Consider the following 18,919-nt stretch of genomic DNA (forward strand, 5'->3'; position numbering starts at 1 on the left):
CGGATAGGTAACTTTATCCGGGATTTTTTTTCTGAAACTTGGCCTTCCACTCTTTCCAAAATTCACCAATCTCATTTAAAAAATAAAAGTCCACAGCTTTACTGTCTGTAAAACTTTCATAATTGATTTCAAACGAAGTGAAGTTTTTTTCTTTTGATGTGATCAGTCTTGTTCGAAATAAATCCATTAACTCAAGTCGTAAGTTCTGAAATATAAATTCCATATTTGTTTGTTCTAGTTGGAAAAACTTTTCCAAGGCAGAAACAAAAATATGATCAGCTGCCAGATACGAATACTCTACAGAGTCTTTTGCCATTTCAACAAAAAGTGATTCCCAATGATCAGCCAAAACACTTTCTTTATTTCTACAATCATAGGCTTGGCAAATGGAAGCTCCATAAAAGGAAAAGTTTTGGCTTTTAGGATCTCCCGTAAATATAGGATGGATCATACAACCAATTCGTCCCATGTTTGGATCCACATATCCTAAAAATGGACAATTATAAGTCATATCATCTTTCTTTAATAGATGAGTTTCTTTGGTTTCTCTGTTCTTTCGATAAATAGGAAAACTATGTCGAACTTCAAAGTTGACGGTGTTTTTAAATTCTTCGGTACGTTCTAATAATAGATTTTTAAATTCTTTAGGTTGTAGTCTTAAATTGAACAAACCACAACAAGCACCACAAGAAACGTTACCAACACCGGGATGGCATAAACTCAATTCTTCGGGGCTCCTAAAACAAAGGGAGTAAGTCCATTAAACACAAGTTCCAAATCACCAGTTTCTTTTTTTTCCTTAACATAAGTATGGAAAGGAATCAAAATTTTTCGGCCTTCATGAACCAAAATAAGATTTCCTTTATGTTTTGAAAGTTGTTCCTGAAATTTGTCTTTGGAACCAGGAGAGGATGGATACAAATAAGCAGGTTTGGTACCTTTAAAATAAAAATGCGGATTTTGATTTTCTGAAACCAAAAGGATACTGACTCGTTCCAGTTCCGCAAATTCAAGTAACATATTTTCTAAAAAAAACTGCAAAATGATTTGGTAAGACTCTATTTCTTCGTCTTTGATTTCATCTTTTTCCCAAGATTCCATCCATCCCACAATTTTGAAAATGGTTTCCTTTTGTTCATGTAAAACAGGTAATGCGTCTTCCAAAATACTTGAAATTTTTAATTTTTGAAAATCCCAAACACAACCGTATACAAGTTCCCACCATTTACGAATGGAAACCGCATCATCGGGGTTATTTGGAATTGATTTGTTCATGGCATGAGCTGCATGGTCACTAAAAACCATCATTCCCACTACTTGGCTAATTGCCTCAAACAATTTGACCAAACTTTGGATTGTGTTTTTGCCTGATGATTTTGATTTATCAGACTTTACTAACTTTGAATATGCGACTGCAATTGGTGTGGGATAAAACTCTAAAACTGCTGTTGGGTTTAAAATTTTTCCAGAATTTAGGCTTCTTCTTTCTTTGACAAACATTGAAAAATCAGGATTTCCATAGAGTGCATAGTTTGCCCAAGTTAAATCATTGGCGTGGTAGTTACGTCTTGCAAATTCTTTGGACAAAAACAAAGACTCACCAACCGTTTTATCCGAAAACAAATAAGTATAAAATCGAACTGTAAAATCAATTGTCCTTTCGTTGTCTAAAATTTCCCAATTGGTTCCGACAAAGGTTTTGATACCTGCAGTTAAAAATGCACCGGCGTATTGGTTCATAATATTTGTATTTAGTTTTTTACCTGCATATTTTGCAGACATACATGAATTGGAAAATACTAAATCGGTATCAATTCCTGTTGATTTGATTTCTCTTGCTTTTAAAACTTTTCCATCCGACAACAACCAACCATTTTCCAAGGAATCATCTGAAAAATGAAGATGGCCTGAATAATGAATGATATGTTTATCTTTAATAAGAGAAAGTAACTTTAGTTTGGTGACTTGTTTTCCACCGATAAACTCTAATTCCAAAAGATGAGTTGGAACCTTTTGGCTGAGTACAGAAAATAAAACTTCCCCTTCTTTTTGTGCGTGAGGAAGGTCTTCTGTAGGGTCAGCAATGATGAGCATCTTAATTTTTCTGTTTTCATGCCGAGTGGGACGGTGTAAACCACCGCGAATGGTTTTTCCAATGCGAAATTTATCGGAAAGAAAACTGGCACCATCGTGTAAAAGTTCCCAAGGAACTAATGCGAGTGCCGGATCAATATTAAAATGAATGCTATGTTTGGATGTGTTTTTTAATTTTTCAATAATCGAAAGAGGGAAAAACTGTTGGTAAAAAGTTTCCCCTAACACTTTTAAATCTTGGAGGATATCAGCATTTAAAATTTGGTTCGGGTTGGAGAGAACCGACTGCGAAACATGAACTAACCGTTCTACTTCTCCTAAGTATTCAAAAATGAGATCGTCATCTAACGTGGATTGGATGTGAGATTCTTCTACAGGAAGATTGTCTTCCAAAACATTGAAGATATTTACGTTACCAACTCTATCGATGATAAGGGAGAGCATGCTCCCACGAACCTATCCAACGAGGATAGACAAGTCAAACGATTTTGATTGGCCAGGCCCAACAAACTCGATGGTGTAACTACCTGGGACTAAACCCGAAAAGCTAGCACTGCCTTCTAAATTGATTTTGCTGGACAAAATGAACCTTCCTTCTCGACGTAAGTTGACTTGTTGGAAAGTAGGTGTCCCCTCTGCTTTGACAGAAAGATAAACTTCTTCTTGGTTTTCTTTGACGATTTGGTAGTAAAACTTTTGGTCTTCACTGGTTGTTTCCTCAAAGATAACAGAATTTGCATCCCCAGAACGCACCTCTGCTGAGGCAGATCGCATCGAAGGAGCAAACTCAAAACTTTCTTTGATCTGTAAAGATTCGACCAAACTATCGATCACTCGAATTCCTGACTGGGTGAGACGAACGATGAGGCTGTCTTTTTTTTCAGGAAGAGTTAGGTTCTTACGGGTGTATTCTTTTAAAAATTCCGGTAAGGCAATGGGAGATTGTTTTAAGGTTAGTTCTGCCTTGGCCAAGTCCCAAGTCTCAGCAAAAGCGTGGAGGGAGACCGTTTCCCCTCGAAGGCTTGCAAAGAATGCCTCTTCGCAAAATAAAAATGCCTCTTGTAAATCTGGATGACTTTGCAACTCATCCTCACTCGGAAATTCACCACGGGCAAAAATCCCTCTAGCTAGTTCCAGAACGTTTGCGTTAAATCCCTGATTTTCCATGTCAAATTCCACCCTGTAAATTAAGACGAAGGAAATTACGCCTCTCCAGCCATCGAATGCATTTTTTTTTGCATTTTTTCAAGAACTCGGAGCAAGGTCACGCTGACCCCACCTTCGGAAATCCCTAAGATTCGAGCAATTTCCCGGTAAGGAGTGCGTACGAGGAAGTGCCCTTTTTGTTTTTTCTCGATAAGTTTCTTTCTTTGTTCATACTTTTTGGCAAGAGCGTGATCCAATCGTTCTTTATAATATAGTGCTTCTACGGAATCGCCCTGAGCCTTGTTTTTTTTCTGTTCCTTCAAATCCAGAATATTCAAATACAAAGAAGTAATTTTATCTTCCATCTTTAAATTTTCTTCTTCGCGGCTGGAAAGTTCCTCTCGGAGCCTGAGAACCTCGGTCCGAATTTCTTCATCCGAACGATTTGTTTTCTCCGCAACGTATTTGATTTCTTCTGGATCCAAATGCAGGTAATAAACAAAGGACAGTTTGAACACCACACGGTTCTCTATTTTGATTGTGGCCAAAACCGAATTGAATTGGTCGGAAACGTCCACGGCCAGAGCCAGAGCTTCTGACCTTTTATCCGGCTCGTCTTCGATGGTACTGTATTCTTTCCCGTCTTTATTGACTTTGGATACAGTTTGGGTTTTGACTTCTCGTTTTGTGCGCTGCCAATCAATGAGTAAATTTCTAAGGACAGAGAAAAACCAGGTTTTGAAGCTAGATTTCCCGACAAAACTCTTAAAACGTTTTCCGGTTTTTAAACGTTCGAATGCATAAATATAGTAATCGGAAGCATCGTCCTCACTTAAGTGGAAAACACGGATGGGGAAATTATAAATATCTTGTGAATAGATGTCAAAAAACGTTTGTAGGGACTTTGGATCCCCAGCCCCGCAGGCTTTAACAATCTCTAAAATTTCTTCGTTTGTATGAGAAGTGAGTTTCATTATCTACTTTCCTAAAAATGAACCTGCTGCGAGACTTCTCTAAACATGAGAAGTATTGTTGTAGTCTTCGGTCTCTTGGCAAGTTTTATTTTAGCAGATGAACCTGTATCCGAAACAAAACCTGAGTTTGTTTGGCCGATCCAGGGTTTGGAATTACCAGCTCTCATCACTAGCACTTTTGGGGAGTCTAGAAAGGATCATTTTCACAATGGCCTGGATATTTCCTCGGTTTTACAACCTGTCAAAAGTATGAGCGAAGGTTTCATCTTATACTCCCGTTATGCGGAAGATGATCCCTTTGAAGAAGAGCGAGGTTCCGGAAATATTGTCTGGGTGGCACATAAAAGCGGTTATGTGAGTGGTTATTACCACCTTGGCGGGACACGAAATGAGACAGTAAGAACCGGCAAAAAAATATCTGCTGGAGATACCATTGGAATCTCAGGAAACACTGGCCATTCTACTGGTGGTCACCTACACTTCGTTTTAGGAAAGGATTATGGAAAAACCCTTCTTGATCCTTTGGCCTATCTTCCAGTTGTTGAAGACACAATGCCTCCACAAATTGCCAATCTCTTCATTCATGTAGGGGAAAACTTTACAAATTTAAATGATGGGGACAATATCAACGTTTCCAAAGCTTTTCCACTTACGGTCAGTATCATTGATGGTGGTGTTAAAAATAGCCAACGTCGCGGTGTAAAAGACGTAAAATTTTTCTTCAATGGAGAGGCTTACAAACAGGCCAACTTTTCCTCGTTACAGTTTGAAGAAGGCAAATGGAAAACCAAAGAGGGACATAGTTTTGATGATTTGTTTTTTAAAGATCGTTACTTGGTGGGCATTCTCAATTTAAAAGCCGGAGAAAATACCATCAAAGTCCAAACAAAAGATTTTAGCGGAAAAGAATCAGAAAGAAGTTTTAGTATCAACATTACAAGGATTAGTGGAGGAAATTAATCCCTCCGCTAATCAATTTAATTCTAATCAATAATATATTTTCAGTTATCACCTAGGTATTGGAATACAATTTAGATATCTCTTCTTTGTATTTCTCTGTAATCACATGTCTTTTTAAAGAAAGTTTTGCAGTCAGTTCATCACCCACTTCAAATGGTTTTGGTAAAATCACAAGTCCCACTACCCTTTCAAAAGATTTGAATCCAGTTTGCAAATTTACTTTTGTTTTGATTTCGTTTTCAATTTTTTGAATCACTTCTTTTTGATTCCAAAATTCTCCTTCCAGTGGATTTTCAAATCGGGAACTATTGGGATATACGAGAACACTCAAATACTTTTGGTCTTGGCCTACCACCATACATTGGTCAACCCACTCTGATTCCAAAATTTTTGACTCAATGGGTACTGGCTCAACATTCTCACCACCTAACAAAACAATCGTTTCTTTGGAACGTCCTACAATTTTAAGGTTATGGTTTGCAGTAAAAATTCCTAAGTCACCGGTGTTTAACCATCCATCTACCAAAACCTTGTTTGTGGCATCTGGATTTTTGTAATAACCTGCCATAATTTGTTTTCCTTTTACATGGATCTCTCCTTTTCTTCCATATACAAATTTACCCACCTCAGTATCTAAAAAAACTTCTCCCGTATGTAAATCGACTAACCTTAAATTTGTTTTAGGAAATATTTTTCCGACAGAACCAGGAATGATTTCCTCAAATGTCCGCATAGCAAGCACAGGTGCCGTTTCTGTCATTCCATAACCTTCTAAAACAGGAATTCCAATGGTATTAAAAAATTCATCCACATGGTATGGCAATGCACCTCCACCAGAACAAGACCCGCGTAGTTCCCCACCCGTAGCCTTTCTGATTTTAGATAAAACTAAAAAACCAAAAACTAAATGAGGAACACTTACTAAAAAAAATCGATACAGATGGTAAACAAAACGAATGGTTTGTTTCCAAAATACAACCGGATGGATGTCCAAAACATTTCCTGTAATGATTTGTCTCGAAACAAAAAATCTTTTGGCAAAGAAAATTGCGATTTGAAACATCTTTTGTTTTACGGGAGAAGATTTTGCAAGTGTTCCGAGAATACCTGAATAAATACTTTCCCAAAGCCGCGGTGCAGAAGCCATAAAATTTGGTTTCACAAACTTTAAATCTTCTTTTAAGGTGCGAACACTACTATAGTAAGTACAAGCGCCGTAATACAAACTAAAGATTTCAAATATCCTTTCAAATATATGCCAAACCGGTAGTATCGATAAAATTCGATCCCCTTTTTGTAAATTCAGAGGAAGATTTTTTAATTGGAAAAGTATGTTTCCTTGTGTCAACATCACACCTTTCGGAGTACCAGTAGTTCCGGAAGTGTAGATCATGGTAAATAAATCTGATTCTTTGATTGTGTGGTTTAAAAAAATTTGATCCGATGGATCTGCCTTCCTAAGTTCTTTTCCTTTTGAAGTTAACTCCAATAAGGTGGATATTCTAATTTTTCTGGAACTCATTTCTTTGTTTCCATCTTTTGGAGGATAAATGATTACAATTTCTTTTAGAAATTCCAGTTCTGATTCCAAACGAATTACTTTTATAAAAACGGCTTCGTTTTCTACAAATAGAACTTTTGATTCAGAATGATTCAAAATATACAATATATCGTGGTCTGTGACATCGGAGGCCCGAGGAACATCAACTGCACCAAGTAAGGTGACAGCAATACTAGTTTGTATCCATTCATAAGCATTGTCAGCGAATATTGCTACTTTTTCTCTTTCCGAAATACTTCCACGAAGCCCAAAAGCCAAATCCTTGGCATCGGAAAGTAAATTGTTATAAGTTTTGAACTGGTAAACACCGGCACCGGCTCGTGTTGCAAAAGCATTTTTGTTTCCGAATTTTGCCGGAAGGTCTAAATAAAAATCAATCATGGTTCGCATGGAATTTCCTCGTTATGAAGGTCATTCTATTTGAAAATTTTGACCCCGTCGTCTTGGGGAATTCTTTGAGACTTAGAATTTTGTTAGATTTAGATCAATTTTGATTGTTTACGAAATTCGCTAGGAGTGGATCCAACCGATTCCAAAAAAACTCGATTGAAAGTTGACTTAGAATTAAAACCAACCGAATCGGCAATGGAGAGAATCGACCTCTCTTCCGATTCCAATAACAAACGTTTTGCCTCATCAATCCTATATTGATTGATGTATTGATAAAACCCAAACCCATATCTTTTGTGAAAGTATTCCGAAAGTTGACCAGGTTTGACTTCTGCCATCTCTGCTAATTTAGAAAGACTAAGGTCTTCATCACAATACACTTTTTCACCCATCAGTTGATACAATCTTTGGTCAATGGTCTCAAGTTGGACCGATACCAATTTAGATTTTTCATATTTATTTCTTTGGATGCTATCACGAACATCCGACACAAACGGTGTCCAAAGTTCCCGGGTAAAGTAATAGAAATACATTAAAACCGGAAGCAGATAAGCGCTGAGTTTACGAAAAAAAGGGATTTGGAAAGTAAATCCAATACTTCCTAATAAAAGATCAATCCAAATGAGAAGAACGAATATTAGAGAATAAATTGCTTTTTTAGAAAAGAAAACAGACAACCTAACATTCGGAATCCATTCTTTCAGTAAAAACAATCCTACGGAAAACAAGATTGAAAGTTTAATTCCAAAATTCAAACCAACGATCACAGAGCCATATTCCGTTTGGGTCAATTGCTCTAAAAACTCCAATCGTTTCGAATCCGATTCCGAATAAAATGGAATCAAAAAGAAAATCGCGATGATTGCTGGAAAAAAATGGTAAATTTTGATTTGGATTGGTTTTTCCAAAAACAAATATTCTAAATACAAATAGAGTAATGTAGAAGATAGAAATACAAAGGGAATATGAGCAAGTGCAATGGATGGAAAGTACTTATAAAACCCGGTGAACATAAATGCGCCGGTGAGTAACCAAAGCCCAGTGGAAAACAAAATAAAAGACCAGACAAATCCAGACACCTTTCGATTTTGAATTAAATTAGAAAGTGACCAGATCAAACAGAATACAGAGCCAGATCCCATCCAAAGAAACTCGAGTAGTAAGTTTAAGGATACAGAGTCACCCTCCACAATTTTTATCCGTAAACTCTTACTTCTTCACCAACGGTATAACGAACTGTTCCTTTTCCAAGTATGTCGGTTAACATCTTCATCAGATCAGGAGTAATCTCGATGGAAAAATGGTCATGAGCACGAATTACTTTTTTCTCATTACCATTTCCCACTAAATGAAAAAATACAGAAGATGCTCCTCTATGTACAGAAAGAACATCTTGTAACTTCAAAATCACATCTCTATTTTTTTCATCCATCATGTTGATTGTTAAATGGAGTGTTTTTTCCATTTTCTTTTCGATGGTAACCGAATTTAATTCTTCGAGTTTATTGACAATGATCTGACCTTTTAACTCTGATTCGTCGGCATCTAAACGTTCTAAAATTCCGCGTATAAAAACGGTATTATCTTCTGTGAATAGGTGTTTGAACTCCGCATATGTCTTTGGAAAGGCAACACACTCAATTTCGCCGGTTTGGTCTTCCAACATAAAGTTCACAAACTCTTCTTTTTTCTTGGTGAGTTTGACTACTTTTTTGGAAAGAACTCCAGCGATTTCAACTTTGGATTTGGGTCGAACTTCTTCTAAGTTTTCTATGGTAGTCGGTTTTAATGTTTTTAATTGTTCAGTAAATTTATCGAGCGGATGGCCAGAAAGATACAACCCCGTAGTTTCTTTTTCTTTTCTAAGTAGTTCGTCACCATTCCATTCAATCCCATCTTTCGGAAGGTTAAGATCTTCTTCCCCTCCGCCGTTAGCACCGCCAAACAATGAAAACTGACCCTCTTTTTCTTCTGCTTGTTTTTTGTTGGCATAGTTTAAAATAATATCTGTGGATTCGGAAATTGTTTTTCTTGTATAACCAAAAGAATCAAAGGCTCCTCCTTGTGCCAGAGACTCGAGTACCTTTTTGTTTGCAAGTCTTGTGTCCAACTTCTTTGTGAAGTCACCAAGTTGATGATAACCACCAATAGAATTACGATTAGAAATTATATTTTCAGCAGCCAGTTCCCCCACTCCCTTAATAGAAGAAAGACCGAACCTTACTGTTTTATCATCAATGATTTCAAATGATATTCCTGATTCTTTAACATCGGGTCCTAAAATTCGAATTCCCATTTCTTTTGCATTGTTAATGTATTTCACAACATCAGTAATTTTTGAATGGTCTCCCGATAATAGAGCGGTTAAGTATTCAATGGAATAATTGGCTTTTAAAAATGCAGTTTGGTAAGTGACAAATGCATAAGCCACTGAGTGCGATTTATTAAAACCATACTCACCAAATTTTTCCAATTGTTCAAAAAGTTCGATAGCAAGTTTTTCATTGATCTTTTTTTCGATGGCACCTTTAACAAACTTCTCTTTTAATGCAGGAAGTTTTGATTTATCCTTTTTAGCCATCGCCTTACGAAGAACATCCGAATCTCCAACCGAGTATCCACCCATAATCCGTGAAATACCCATCACCTGTTCTTGGTAAACAACGACACCATAAGTTTCGCCTAATACTTCTGCCAAACTTTCGTGCGGGAAAACTACTTTCTTTTTGCCATTTTTACGATCCAAATAATCATCCAACATCCCTGATCCCATTGGACCCGGACGGTATAACGCAAGCAAGGCGGCAATTTCTTCAAATTTTTGCACTTGTGCTTTGGCAAAAAGATCACGAATTCCTGAAGACGAATCTAACTGGAATATCCCGAGAACATTTGCCTTTCGTAACAAACTAAATGTGGCAGGATCATCTAATGGAATTTTATCTAAATCGAGTAAAATCCCATGTCGTTTTTCAATGAGTTTGGTTGCATGATGGATGGTAGTTAAGTTTTTTAAACCTAAAATATCCATTTTTATCAGTCCCACTTGTTCCGACATGTTTTTGTCGTACTGAGTGACTATGGAACGCCCATCTCGACCAGGTTCACTGACTGTCGACAATGGAACGATTTCTTCTAATGCAGTAGGAGCAATGACAACACCAGCTGCGTGTCTACCCACCTGACGGTAGTTACCTTCTAATTTCTGAGCAATATAAAAAACTTTTTTGTTTAAATCAGATTTTTCTGCAATGTCACGAAGGTCTTTAGATGTATCAACGGCTTCCTGAATTGTGATTCCCAATTTTTTGGGAAAAAGTTTACTCATCTCGTTTACTTCAGAAAACGGAACATTGAATACACGAGCTACGTCTTTAATGGCAGCTTTTGCAGCAAGAGATCCGAAAGTAATGATTTGGCCTACTCTATTTTCACCATACCGATGTTTGATATAATTAATTACTTCTTCCCTTCTTTCAACACAGAAATCCGTATCAATATCTGGCATATCCTTTCTATCAGGGTTCAAAAACCTTTCAAAAAGTAAGTTATAACGAATGGGATCCACATTGGTAATCCCAAGGGCATAGGCAATGATGGATCCTGCAGCGGACCCTCGGCCAGGGCCTACCGGAATTCCCGCACGCCGAGCAAAGTTAATATAATCCTGAACAATCAGAAAGTATCCGGCAAAATGCATATTTCTAATTGTTTGCATTTCATATTCCGTTCTTTCTCGCACAACAGGAGTTATGTCCTGATATTTTTCCTTGATACCTTCCCAAACCAGTTTTTCTAAATAACTATCTGTATCAAAACCAGGAGGCACTTCGAAAGGAGGAAGTAATGGATTTCCAAATTGGAAATTTAAAGAACATTTATCACGAATGGCTAATGTATTATAAAATGCATCCTTATGATCAGGAAAAATATTAATCATCTCCGCCGGAGATTTTACATAAAAGTTTTCATTGAATCCAAAGCGCATTTCATCATCGATGTTTTTTCGCATTCCAATACGAAGTAAGATGTCTTGTGCTTCTTTATCATCTTTCGTTAAAAAGTGAGAATCGTTCGTGAGTACAAGAGGGATTCCAGTTCGTTTGGAAAATCCCATCACCGCTTCCGCAACAGTTCGTTGTTCTGGAATTCCATGATCTTGAATTTCTAAATAGAAGTCTTCTTTACGAAAAATTTCATGCAACCGACCAGCTAACGCATACGCCTTATCTTCTTTGCCTTCTAAAATTTTACGATTGACTTCACCCGCAAGACAAGCGGTTAAACAAACAAGACCTTCGCTATGACGTTCTAATAAATCGTAGTCAATCCTTGGTTTGCGATAAAAACCTTCGGTAAAGGATCGACTTGCTAACTTAATTATATTTTTATAACCAGTTTCGTTTTTACAAAGTAAAATAATGTGGTAAGCACCACCATCAGCAATCTCATCAAGTTCCGTTTCGGCACTTCTAGAAGGAGTTACATAAAATTCACAACCGATGATGGGTTTGACATCGTGTTTGACAGCCTCTTTGTAGAATTCAATGGCCCCATACATGTTTCCATGATCCGTGATAGCGACAGAACTCATGCCAAGTTCCTTCACTCGTTTCATGAGATCGCTGATCCGAATGGCTCCATCGAGCATGGAATAGGTAGTATGTAAGTGAAGGTGGGCGAAATCTTCCATAGCTTGGTGACATAGTAACTCCGACGGCTTCCTACGTAAAGCGCCCCAAGGGAGAGATTCCGAATTTTTTCGGCCCAAAATGCCAATTCCCAAACCTCCCTGTCCCGTCCAAGCCCAAAAACGATGGAAGTCGATACTGGTTCTTTTAGATTGGTTTTGTTTATGTCACCATTTTCCCTACCCTCCATTTCTCCAGTAACTGATGTTTTGCGAAAGTCCATCCGCAATAAAATAGACAATAAAACCAAACCATTGGGTTCCTTAGGTGATTTGGAAACCCTTGCCTTACAACTGGCAGAAATCCAAAATACCATTTCCCCGGAGTTAAAGAATCCCAAATTGATTCTATTTGCAGGAGATCATGGGATTACGGAAGAACCAGTTTCTTTATATCCGAAAGATGTTACCTGGCAGATGGTTTTGAATTTTTTATCAGGTGGAGCCTGTGCCAATGTCTTCGCCAAACATAGTCATATCGGTGTGGAAGTGGTAGATGCGGGGGTGGATCATGATTGGGAAGGGAGTGTCACAAAACCGATTGAAAGAAAAATTCGAAAAGGAACTTCTAACTTTTTAAAATCAAAAGCTATGTCATTGGATGAGGCAAAAGAAACAATCCTTAGTGGCATAGAACTTCTAAACGAAACAAAATATGAATCATCAAATATATTTTTATTCGGTGAAATGGGCATTGGCAACACTTCTTCTGCTTCTCTTATCCTATCACATTTGACAGACATTCCACTTAGAAAACTTGTTGGAAAAGGAACTGGACTCAATAACAGCGGGAAGGAAAACAAATTTAAAATCCTTTCAGAAGCCTTCGATAGAACGGGAAAACTAAAAGATCCGTTAGAAATACTTTCTGAATTTGGTGGTTTTGAAATTGGTATGATGTCCGGAGCTATGTTGGGGGCAGCGGCACAGAGAAAAACATTTGTAGTGGATGGTTTTATTTCCACTGCCGCCTTTGCAATTGCTTTTGCATTGAACCCAACGGTAAAAGACTATTCCATTTTTTCACATCTATCAGAAGAAGAAGGACATACTGTAGTATTAGACCATTGGAAAGTAAGACCACTCCTTCGACTCAACCTTCGTTTAGGAGAAGGAAGTGGTGCCCTCGCAGCATACCCACTCATTGAATTAAGTGTAAAATTTTTAAACGAAATGGCTTCCTTTGCTGACGCTGGCGTGAGCAATACGGATTCAAAATATATAACATGAATTTAATTGTAACAGAAATTCGCCTATTCTTTGTTTGTTTATCTTTTCTTTCGAGAATTCCCTCGCCCCATTGGATCGGGTTCAAAGAAGAATGGTTACATAAATCAATTAAATACTCTCCTTTTGTAGGAATTCTACTTGGTTCTTTGCAGTGGATAGTTTTTACTTTTTTTCAAACCTTCTTTGGCCCAGGAATCGCATTTGCCATTTCACTGGGGTTTTTGTTAATCATAACAGGTGCCTTTCACGAAGATGGGTTTTCTGATTTTTGTGACGGGATTGGCGGCGGTTGGAAACGAGAAGACATCCTTCGGATCATGAAGGATAGCCGGGTCGGGAGTTTTGGCGCGGCAGGAATTTCACTTCTACTTGTATTAAAAATTTTAGGCGCTACGGAATCCTTGTTAGACACAAAAATCAAATGGGATCAATTTTCATTTGATCAAATAAACCAATTAACAATAATTTGGTTGTATTTTATTTCTGCTCATAGCCTCAGTCGATTTTTTTCTGTTCTGATGATGAAACTCCTCCCTTATGCAAAAGAAGAAGGATATGCAAAACCAATGGCCAAAGAAATTACTTGGCCTCAAACATTTTTTGCAAGCCTTGCGGGTTTGGTTCCATTTATTTGTCTCTCCTACTTTTATCCAAAATATTTATTAAGTCTGGTTTTTATTTTTCCCAGTTTAATTTATATGTATTCTTTAATGAAACGTTGGATTGGTGGATTTACCGGAGATTGTTTGGGAGCCGTGCAACAAGTGGTAGAAACTTGTCTTTGGATTTCAGGAGTATTTTTGTGGACCTCTATTTAATCCGCCATCCAGAAACCATCGCACCGAAAGGAACTTGTTATGGACGCACCGACTTTCCTCTCAAATTTCCAGTAGAAGATACGGCAGACTCTACATTTTCTTATTTACCATCTACCTTTGATTTTTTTCTGTCGAGTCCAGCACCGAGAGCTCTCAAACTTTCTGCTGCATTATTATCCAAATACAATTTTTCACAAGCGGATCATTCGCGAATACCAACTGACGAACGTTTGTGGGAAATGAATTTTGGAGATTGGGATGGAAAACTTTGGGAAGAAATTCCAAGAAAAGAAACCATTCCTTGGATGAAAGATTTCGTCAATGCCAGAACTCCCGGTGGAGAAGCATTTACTGATCTCATCTTTCGAATGGATTCTTTTATCAATGACTGGAAATCTAATGGGTCTTTAAGAATGGACTGGGAAAAAACAAACAACAAATCCTTAAACTCACTGATTGTTGTTTGTCACTCAGGTCCCATCCGAGCGGTTCTTTGCAAACAGAACGGAATCCCTTACGCAGAAGCCTTCAAATCACCTGTGGACTTTGGTTCCGTCCACAAATTAGAGATAGATTAAACTTTCTTTTTTTCTCCGAGGGGACCAAGTTTCGCAAGAATCAATTCGTTCACAAGTTTTGGATCGGCTTTCCCTTTGGTTTCTTTCATCACTCCACCAACAATCGCACCGAGCACACGGTCTTTACCATTTTTCCAACCTTCAACCGATTCTGGTTGAGACTCAATCACTCGGATCACAATTTCTTCGAGGGCCTTGTCATCACGAACTACTTTCAGACCTTTTGCTTCCACAATGGCTTCTGGTTGGTCTTTGGATGTTAACATATCTTCAAAGATGGTTTTGGCAATTTTACCTGTGATTTCACCTGAGTTGATGAGTTTTACAAGTTTACCAATACGCAAAGGATCGATGGCAAATTCTTGGATGGAAATATTTTCTTTGTTTACGATTCCAAGGATTTCATCTTTTACCCAGTTGGAAGTTTTTTTAGCATCTTCGGATACAAGTAAAGCTTGTTCAAAGTATTCGGCTATCTCGCGTTCGCTGGTAAGAACTTCGGCATCATAGTCAGGAAGACCAAGTTCCGTTTTGTATCTTTCCTTTTTTTGTCTAGGAAGTTCTGGTAATGATTTACGAATGTCTTCAATAAAGGAATCAGCAATTTGAATGGTTGGAAGATCTGGTTCTGGAAAATAACGATAATCGTGACTCATTTCTTTGGAACGCATAGGAATGGTTTTGAGTAAAGTGGCATCCCAGAGTTTTGTCATTTGGCGAAATGATTCCCCTCGGGAATAAACATCTTTTTGCCATTCAATCTCATAGTCTATCGCTTGTTTTACGGCTTTAAAGGAGTTTAAGTTTTTGATTTCTACTCGAGTACGAAACCCTTTTTCCCCTTTAGGTCGAATGGAAACGTTTGCATCACAACGAAGAGAACCTTCTTCCATATTACAATCAGATACTTGAATGTATCGTAAGATTGTTTTGAGTTCGTTCAAATAAACATAAGCTTCATCAGAAGAACGTAAGTCTGGTTCTGATACAATTTCGATCAGAGGTGTTCCTGCACGGTTGTAATCTACATAGGAACGATTTATGGAAGGATCATGAGAGTGAATTAGTTTTCCCGCATCCTCTTCCATATGAATTCTTGTGAGAGGAATGAATTTTTCTTCTGTTTCCCCTTTTAATTTAATATGGACTCCACCTTGGGTTGCATAAGGTTTATCAAACTGAGAAATCTGGTAACCTTTTGGCAAATCGGGGTAAAAATAATTTTTACGATCAAATTTTGTAAACCTTGTGATTTCACATCCAAGGGCCACACCGGCACGCACTGCTTTTTCCAAAACAACTTCGTTTAACACTGGCAATGTGCCAGGTAAAGCCACACAAAGTGTAGAAATATGAGTATTGGGACTACCACCGAATTCATTCGTAGCTGTGGAAAATATTTTTGATAGAGTATTGAGCTGGACGTGAACTTCCAGACCGATGATGACTTCGTATTCCATGGGTTTGAAAACAGGATTTTCCCGGAAAATGAACCTGGCAATTCAATTTCCGAGGGAAATCAATCCAGAGGGTCAGGGGCCGATTGCATTACCAATTTATAGAGGTTTTTTTGCTCCCGAGAAATGCTAATTTCGCCAGTTTGGTGCAGTTTTTTCGTAAACTCCGAAAGGTCTCTCACACGGGCCTCAAAGGCGATTCCAATTTTTTTATCTTCAAGGGCAATATGTGACAAAAGCCAATTTCTGAGATCCTGCACCAAATGCAAACCAGCACGCGGATTTCCTAATTTGAATTCATCGTTTCTCGTTTTGATAAATTCGATAAAACGTTTGTGTTGGTTCATGTGTTGTACCACATCCGTATACCGGAAGTATCTCATAATTTTGTCTTCCACACTAAAATGATCTTTTGTATAATCAATGGCTGCTGCTATAACTTTATGAAAAGTTTCACTGGAACCATCACCTAACTTCAATGAATTGTCTAACTCAACAATCATCTTCAAAAGCCAAACATGTTGTAAGTCAATGATAGGAATACCAGTAGACAAGTTATAAGTTTTCCAGATGTTTCTAATTTCTTGGATGATATCAATGGACTGTTCGTGTAGGTTTATATGAGTTGTATCCACTTGTACAATGTTTTGATATATCAAAAGTTGTTCTTTGGAAATTGGATATTTACCAGATTTTAGTATTTCATTACAGTAAGATTTTAAATCGAGACCACTTGCTTTGAAAAATTCTGCATAATCGGTATCATCATGTAAGATATGTTGAAATAACCATTTTTTCAGGATTTGTAAAATTCCCAAAGCTGCCATTTGGTTATTTTTTGCTTCGTAATATTTTTCCGTTAAACGTTCGACAAATTGACGATGGCCTTGTACATGTTCTTTATATTTTGGATAGTTAAAATGTTCCAAAATATCTTCTTCTAAAGTAAAATGTTCTGAAACATAATCCAATGCTTTTCGAAAAGAAGAATGAACATCAACGTCAGAACCATCTTTTTCAGATTCGACAATCGTTTCTTCCAATTCCAAGATAATATGAACCAACCAAACATGTTGTAAGTCAATGATAGGGATTCCGAGATGGAATGGCTCACTTAACCAAGTGATTCTTAAGGAATCGAGATGCGCGGAGTAATCCTTCTGCATTGCTCCACAAAAATAACCGCGAGTCAGATGTCACCGAATTAGAACGATTTTAGGAATTGATATTTATCAGTAATATTGAAAATACAAATTTAGATAAAATAGAATATTAAAAGAGGGGAATTTTGTAGTAAATTTCACAGACACTCCCCGATTTTACACAAGGGAGTGTTTGTTTTGATTCAGATTGGATACTAAACGAAAAATTTTGTAGTAAACTTCACGATGAACCTCACAAAACTTGAGTAAGGTGGATACATCAGTTTTGCAATGGATGCCTTAGGAGTTTGTAAAACAGATCTTTCATGAGAAAAAGTTTTAAACCCAAAAAGTCCGTGATAACTACCATGTCCAGAATGATTCACTCCACCAAATGGAAGATTTGAATTTACCAAGTGAAGGATAACGTCATTGATAACGGTTCCACCAGAACTTGTTCTTTTGATCACATATTTGGATGTACTTCTTTTTTTGGTGAAAATATACAACGCCAATGGTTTTGGCCTCTCATTGATGATCTGGATGGCTTCATCCAAAGTTTTGTAAGTCACAATTGGAAGGAGTGGTCCAAAAATTTCATCTTCCATAATACGCGAGTCTAAAGAAACGTTTGTAAGGATGGTTGGTGAAATGAAATTATCAGAACTTCTTACTTCTCCACCATAGGCAATTTTTGCACCTTTTTTCACTGCATCATCAACATAAGAAGATACTCTACTGAAATTTTTAGCGTTTACGATACGGCAAAAGTCGGGACTAGAGGAAAAATTTTCTGGTTTGGATTTAAAGAAACTTTCTGTTGTTTCCTTGGCATTTTTAACAAACTCTTCTACTTTTGACTCTGGAATCAAAAGGTAATCAGGTGCCACACAAGTTTGTCCTGCATTTAGAAATTTTCCCCACATAATTCTTTCGGCAGCTACCTTTAGATCAGCATCTTCTGCAACGATAGATGGCGACTTACCACCTAATTCTAACGTAACACTAGTAAGGTTTTTTGCAGCAGCAGTCATAACAATTTTACCAACTGGAGTGGAACCAGTAAAAAAGATATGATCAAAAGGAACTTCGAGTAATGCCGTAGCAACAGATACATCCCCTTCAAAAACTGCCACTTCGTCTTCCGCAAAAATCTCACTTAACATTGCCTTAATGACATCGGCAGTGTGCGGTGTGAACTCTGACGGTTTTAACATAATGGTATTTCCAGCAGCAATCGCAGCTGCTAGTGGAGCAATTGCTAGGTGGAAAGGATAATTCCATGGAGCAATGATGAGGCAAACACCCTTTGGTTCATATACGATGCGACTTGTAGCTCCAAGTAAAGTGGGAGGTGTCATCACATTTTTGGGGCGCATCCAATGTTTCACATGGCGGATGGCATCATTGATTTCTGCAATGGTAGGGAGGATTTCAGTAATGTCCACTTCTCCGGCTGATTTTTTAAAATCGGAATGCAGAGCCGTTTGGATTTCTTTTTGGTATTTGAGGACAACTGCTTTTAGTTGTTTGAGTTTTGCGATTCTTGTTTTGAAATTCGACAAACGAAGTTCCAAAGCCTTTTTCTTTTGCGCCTTGAAAATACGATCGATATCGGATGGAGTAAAACTTTTTGTTTGGATCACAGCCTTTCCCGAAGTTGGGGCTTGTGTTAGAGTGGCTTGGGTCATGGGAATCTCCGTATTACTGACTCTCGTTCATTTAGAGAGGAAGTTCAAGAACTTTTTCAAGGAAACGGGGCGAATCTATGTCTTTTTTATGCCAAAAACCCCTTACCAAACCCTGGAGGAGGCCCATTTTGTGCGTAAACTTCCGTTCGTTCTAAATACAACTTTGCGGCCTTGTCGGAAGGGTCGAT

14 protein-coding genes are annotated in these 18,919 nt (G+C 37.7%); 4 read left to right on the plus strand and 10 right to left on the minus strand.

Translation table 11 applies throughout. The annotated features are described in order from the left end of the window. Window positions 1-13: 13 nt before the first annotated feature. Genes EHQ24_RS08650 through EHQ24_RS08665 form a run of 4 tightly spaced genes read right to left on the minus strand, consistent with a single transcriptional unit; the run spans window position 14 to window position 4,214 of the window. The gene (locus EHQ24_RS08650) at window positions 14-724 is read right to left on the minus strand and encodes a hypothetical protein (RefSeq protein WP_135601271.1); all 711 of its coding nucleotides are present in this window, start codon (window positions 722-724) and stop codon (window positions 14-16) included. Then, window positions 721-2,538, minus strand: a complete 1,818-nt coding sequence (locus EHQ24_RS08655; protein ID WP_135601272.1) for a CHAT domain-containing protein — start codon at window positions 2,536-2,538, stop codon at window positions 721-723. Before EHQ24_RS08655 ends, EHQ24_RS08650 begins: the two co-directional genes overlap by 4 nt. Window positions 2,539-2,550: 12 nt before the next feature. Then, complete coding sequence (locus EHQ24_RS08660; protein ID WP_135601273.1) at window positions 2,551-3,261, minus strand: hypothetical protein; 711 nt, start codon at window positions 3,259-3,261, stop codon at window positions 2,551-2,553. Window positions 3,262-3,296: 35 nt separating this feature from the next. Continuing rightward, a complete protein-coding gene (locus EHQ24_RS08665; protein WP_135601274.1) occupies window positions 3,297-4,214 on the minus strand; it encodes a sigma-70 family RNA polymerase sigma factor in 918 nt (305 codons plus the stop codon). Between the two features lie 45 nt (window positions 4,215-4,259). Between EHQ24_RS08665 and EHQ24_RS08670 the strand changes: the two genes are divergently transcribed. Next, window positions 4,260-5,174: a M23 family metallopeptidase gene (locus EHQ24_RS08670; protein WP_135601275.1), complete on the plus strand. Its 915-nt coding sequence runs from the start codon at window positions 4,260-4,262 to the stop codon at window positions 5,172-5,174. Window positions 5,175-5,226: 52 nt separating this feature from the next. On the opposite strand, the gene EHQ24_RS08675 is transcribed toward EHQ24_RS08670, so the two are convergent. The 3 genes from EHQ24_RS08675 to dnaE form a co-directional block, all read right to left on the minus strand. Then, window positions 5,227-7,125 carry an AMP-dependent synthetase/ligase gene (locus tag EHQ24_RS08675; protein ID WP_135601276.1) on the minus strand — a complete coding sequence of 633 codons (1,899 nt, stop codon included), beginning with the start codon at window positions 7,123-7,125 and terminating at the stop codon, window positions 5,227-5,229. Window positions 7,126-7,214: 89 nt separating this feature from the next. After that, on the minus strand, window positions 7,215-8,315 hold the full coding sequence (locus EHQ24_RS08680) for an AraC family transcriptional regulator (protein WP_135601277.1): 1,101 nt from the start codon (window positions 8,313-8,315) through the stop codon (window positions 7,215-7,217). A gap of 5 nt (window positions 8,316-8,320) precedes the next feature. Then, window positions 8,321-11,818 carry a DNA polymerase III subunit alpha gene (gene dnaE / locus EHQ24_RS08685; RefSeq protein ID WP_135601278.1) on the minus strand — a complete coding sequence of 1,166 codons (3,498 nt, stop codon included), beginning with the start codon at window positions 11,816-11,818 and terminating at the stop codon, window positions 8,321-8,323. A 162-nt stretch (window positions 11,819-11,980) separates the two neighbouring features. Between dnaE and cobT the strand changes: the two genes are divergently transcribed. Genes cobT through EHQ24_RS08700 form a run of 3 tightly spaced genes read left to right on the plus strand, consistent with a single transcriptional unit; the run spans window position 11,981 to window position 14,441 of the window. Beyond that, a complete protein-coding gene (gene cobT / locus EHQ24_RS08690) occupies window positions 11,981-13,045 on the plus strand; it encodes a nicotinate-nucleotide--dimethylbenzimidazole phosphoribosyltransferase (RefSeq protein WP_135601279.1) in 1,065 nt (354 codons plus the stop codon). Beyond that, a complete protein-coding gene (locus EHQ24_RS08695; protein WP_135601280.1) occupies window positions 13,042-13,863 on the plus strand; it encodes an adenosylcobinamide-GDP ribazoletransferase in 822 nt (273 codons plus the stop codon). Before cobT ends, EHQ24_RS08695 begins: the two co-directional genes overlap by 4 nt. After that, a complete protein-coding gene (locus EHQ24_RS08700) occupies window positions 13,848-14,441 on the plus strand; it encodes a histidine phosphatase family protein (protein WP_135601281.1) in 594 nt (197 codons plus the stop codon). The genes EHQ24_RS08695 and EHQ24_RS08700 overlap by 16 nt, the downstream gene beginning before the upstream one ends. On the opposite strand, the gene gatB is transcribed toward EHQ24_RS08700, so the two are convergent. From gatB to EHQ24_RS08715, 3 genes are all read right to left on the minus strand, one after another. Next, entirely contained in the window at window positions 14,438-15,901 is a 1,464-nt protein-coding gene (gatB, locus tag EHQ24_RS08705) for an Asp-tRNA(Asn)/Glu-tRNA(Gln) amidotransferase subunit GatB (protein ID WP_135601282.1), read from the minus strand. The two genes, EHQ24_RS08700 and gatB, sit on opposite strands and share 4 nt — an antisense overlap. 59 nt (window positions 15,902-15,960) lie before the next feature. Continuing rightward, window positions 15,961-17,064 (minus strand): bacteriohemerythrin, encoded by a 1,104-nt coding sequence (locus EHQ24_RS08710; RefSeq protein ID WP_135601283.1) that lies wholly within the window; start codon window positions 17,062-17,064, stop codon window positions 15,961-15,963. 191 nt (window positions 17,065-17,255) lie between these two features. Continuing rightward, window positions 17,256-18,731, minus strand: a complete 1,476-nt coding sequence (locus EHQ24_RS08715) for an aldehyde dehydrogenase family protein (RefSeq protein WP_135601284.1) — start codon at window positions 18,729-18,731, stop codon at window positions 17,256-17,258. Window positions 18,732-18,919 lie beyond the last annotated feature (188 nt).

The sequence above is a fragment of the Leptospira noumeaensis genome, assembly GCF_004770765.1.
Lineage (GTDB): Bacteria > Spirochaetota > Leptospiria > Leptospirales > Leptospiraceae > Leptospira_A > Leptospira_A noumeaensis.

Coding starts and splice junctions, on each gene's coding strand:
- EHQ24_RS08655 (WP_135601272.1), bottom strand. CDS start 2,538: ATGCTCTCCCTTATCATCGATAGAGTTGGTAACGTAAATATCTTCAAT.
- EHQ24_RS08660 (WP_135601273.1), bottom strand. CDS start 3,261: ATGGAAAATCAGGGATTTAACGCAAACGTTCTGGAACTAGCTAGAGGG.
- EHQ24_RS08665 (WP_135601274.1), bottom strand. CDS start 4,214: ATGAAACTCACTTCTCATACAAACGAAGAAATTTTAGAGATTGTTAAA.
- EHQ24_RS08670 (WP_135601275.1), top strand. CDS start 4,260: ATGAGAAGTATTGTTGTAGTCTTCGGTCTCTTGGCAAGTTTTATTTTA.
- EHQ24_RS08675 (WP_135601276.1), bottom strand. CDS start 7,125: ATGCGAACCATGATTGATTTTTATTTAGACCTTCCGGCAAAATTCGGA.
- dnaE (WP_135601278.1), bottom strand. CDS start 11,818: ATGGAAGATTTCGCCCACCTTCACTTACATACTACCTATTCCATGCTC.
- cobT (WP_135601279.1), top strand. CDS start 11,981: ATGTCACCATTTTCCCTACCCTCCATTTCTCCAGTAACTGATGTTTTG.
- EHQ24_RS08695 (WP_135601280.1), top strand. CDS start 13,042: ATGAATTTAATTGTAACAGAAATTCGCCTATTCTTTGTTTGTTTATCT.
- gatB (WP_135601282.1), bottom strand. CDS start 15,901: ATGGAATACGAAGTCATCATCGGTCTGGAAGTTCACGTCCAGCTCAAT.
- EHQ24_RS08710 (WP_135601283.1), bottom strand. CDS start 17,064: ATGCAGAAGGATTACTCCGCGCATCTCGATTCCTTAAGAATCACTTGG.
- EHQ24_RS08715 (WP_135601284.1), bottom strand. CDS start 18,731: ATGACCCAAGCCACTCTAACACAAGCCCCAACTTCGGGAAAGGCTGTG.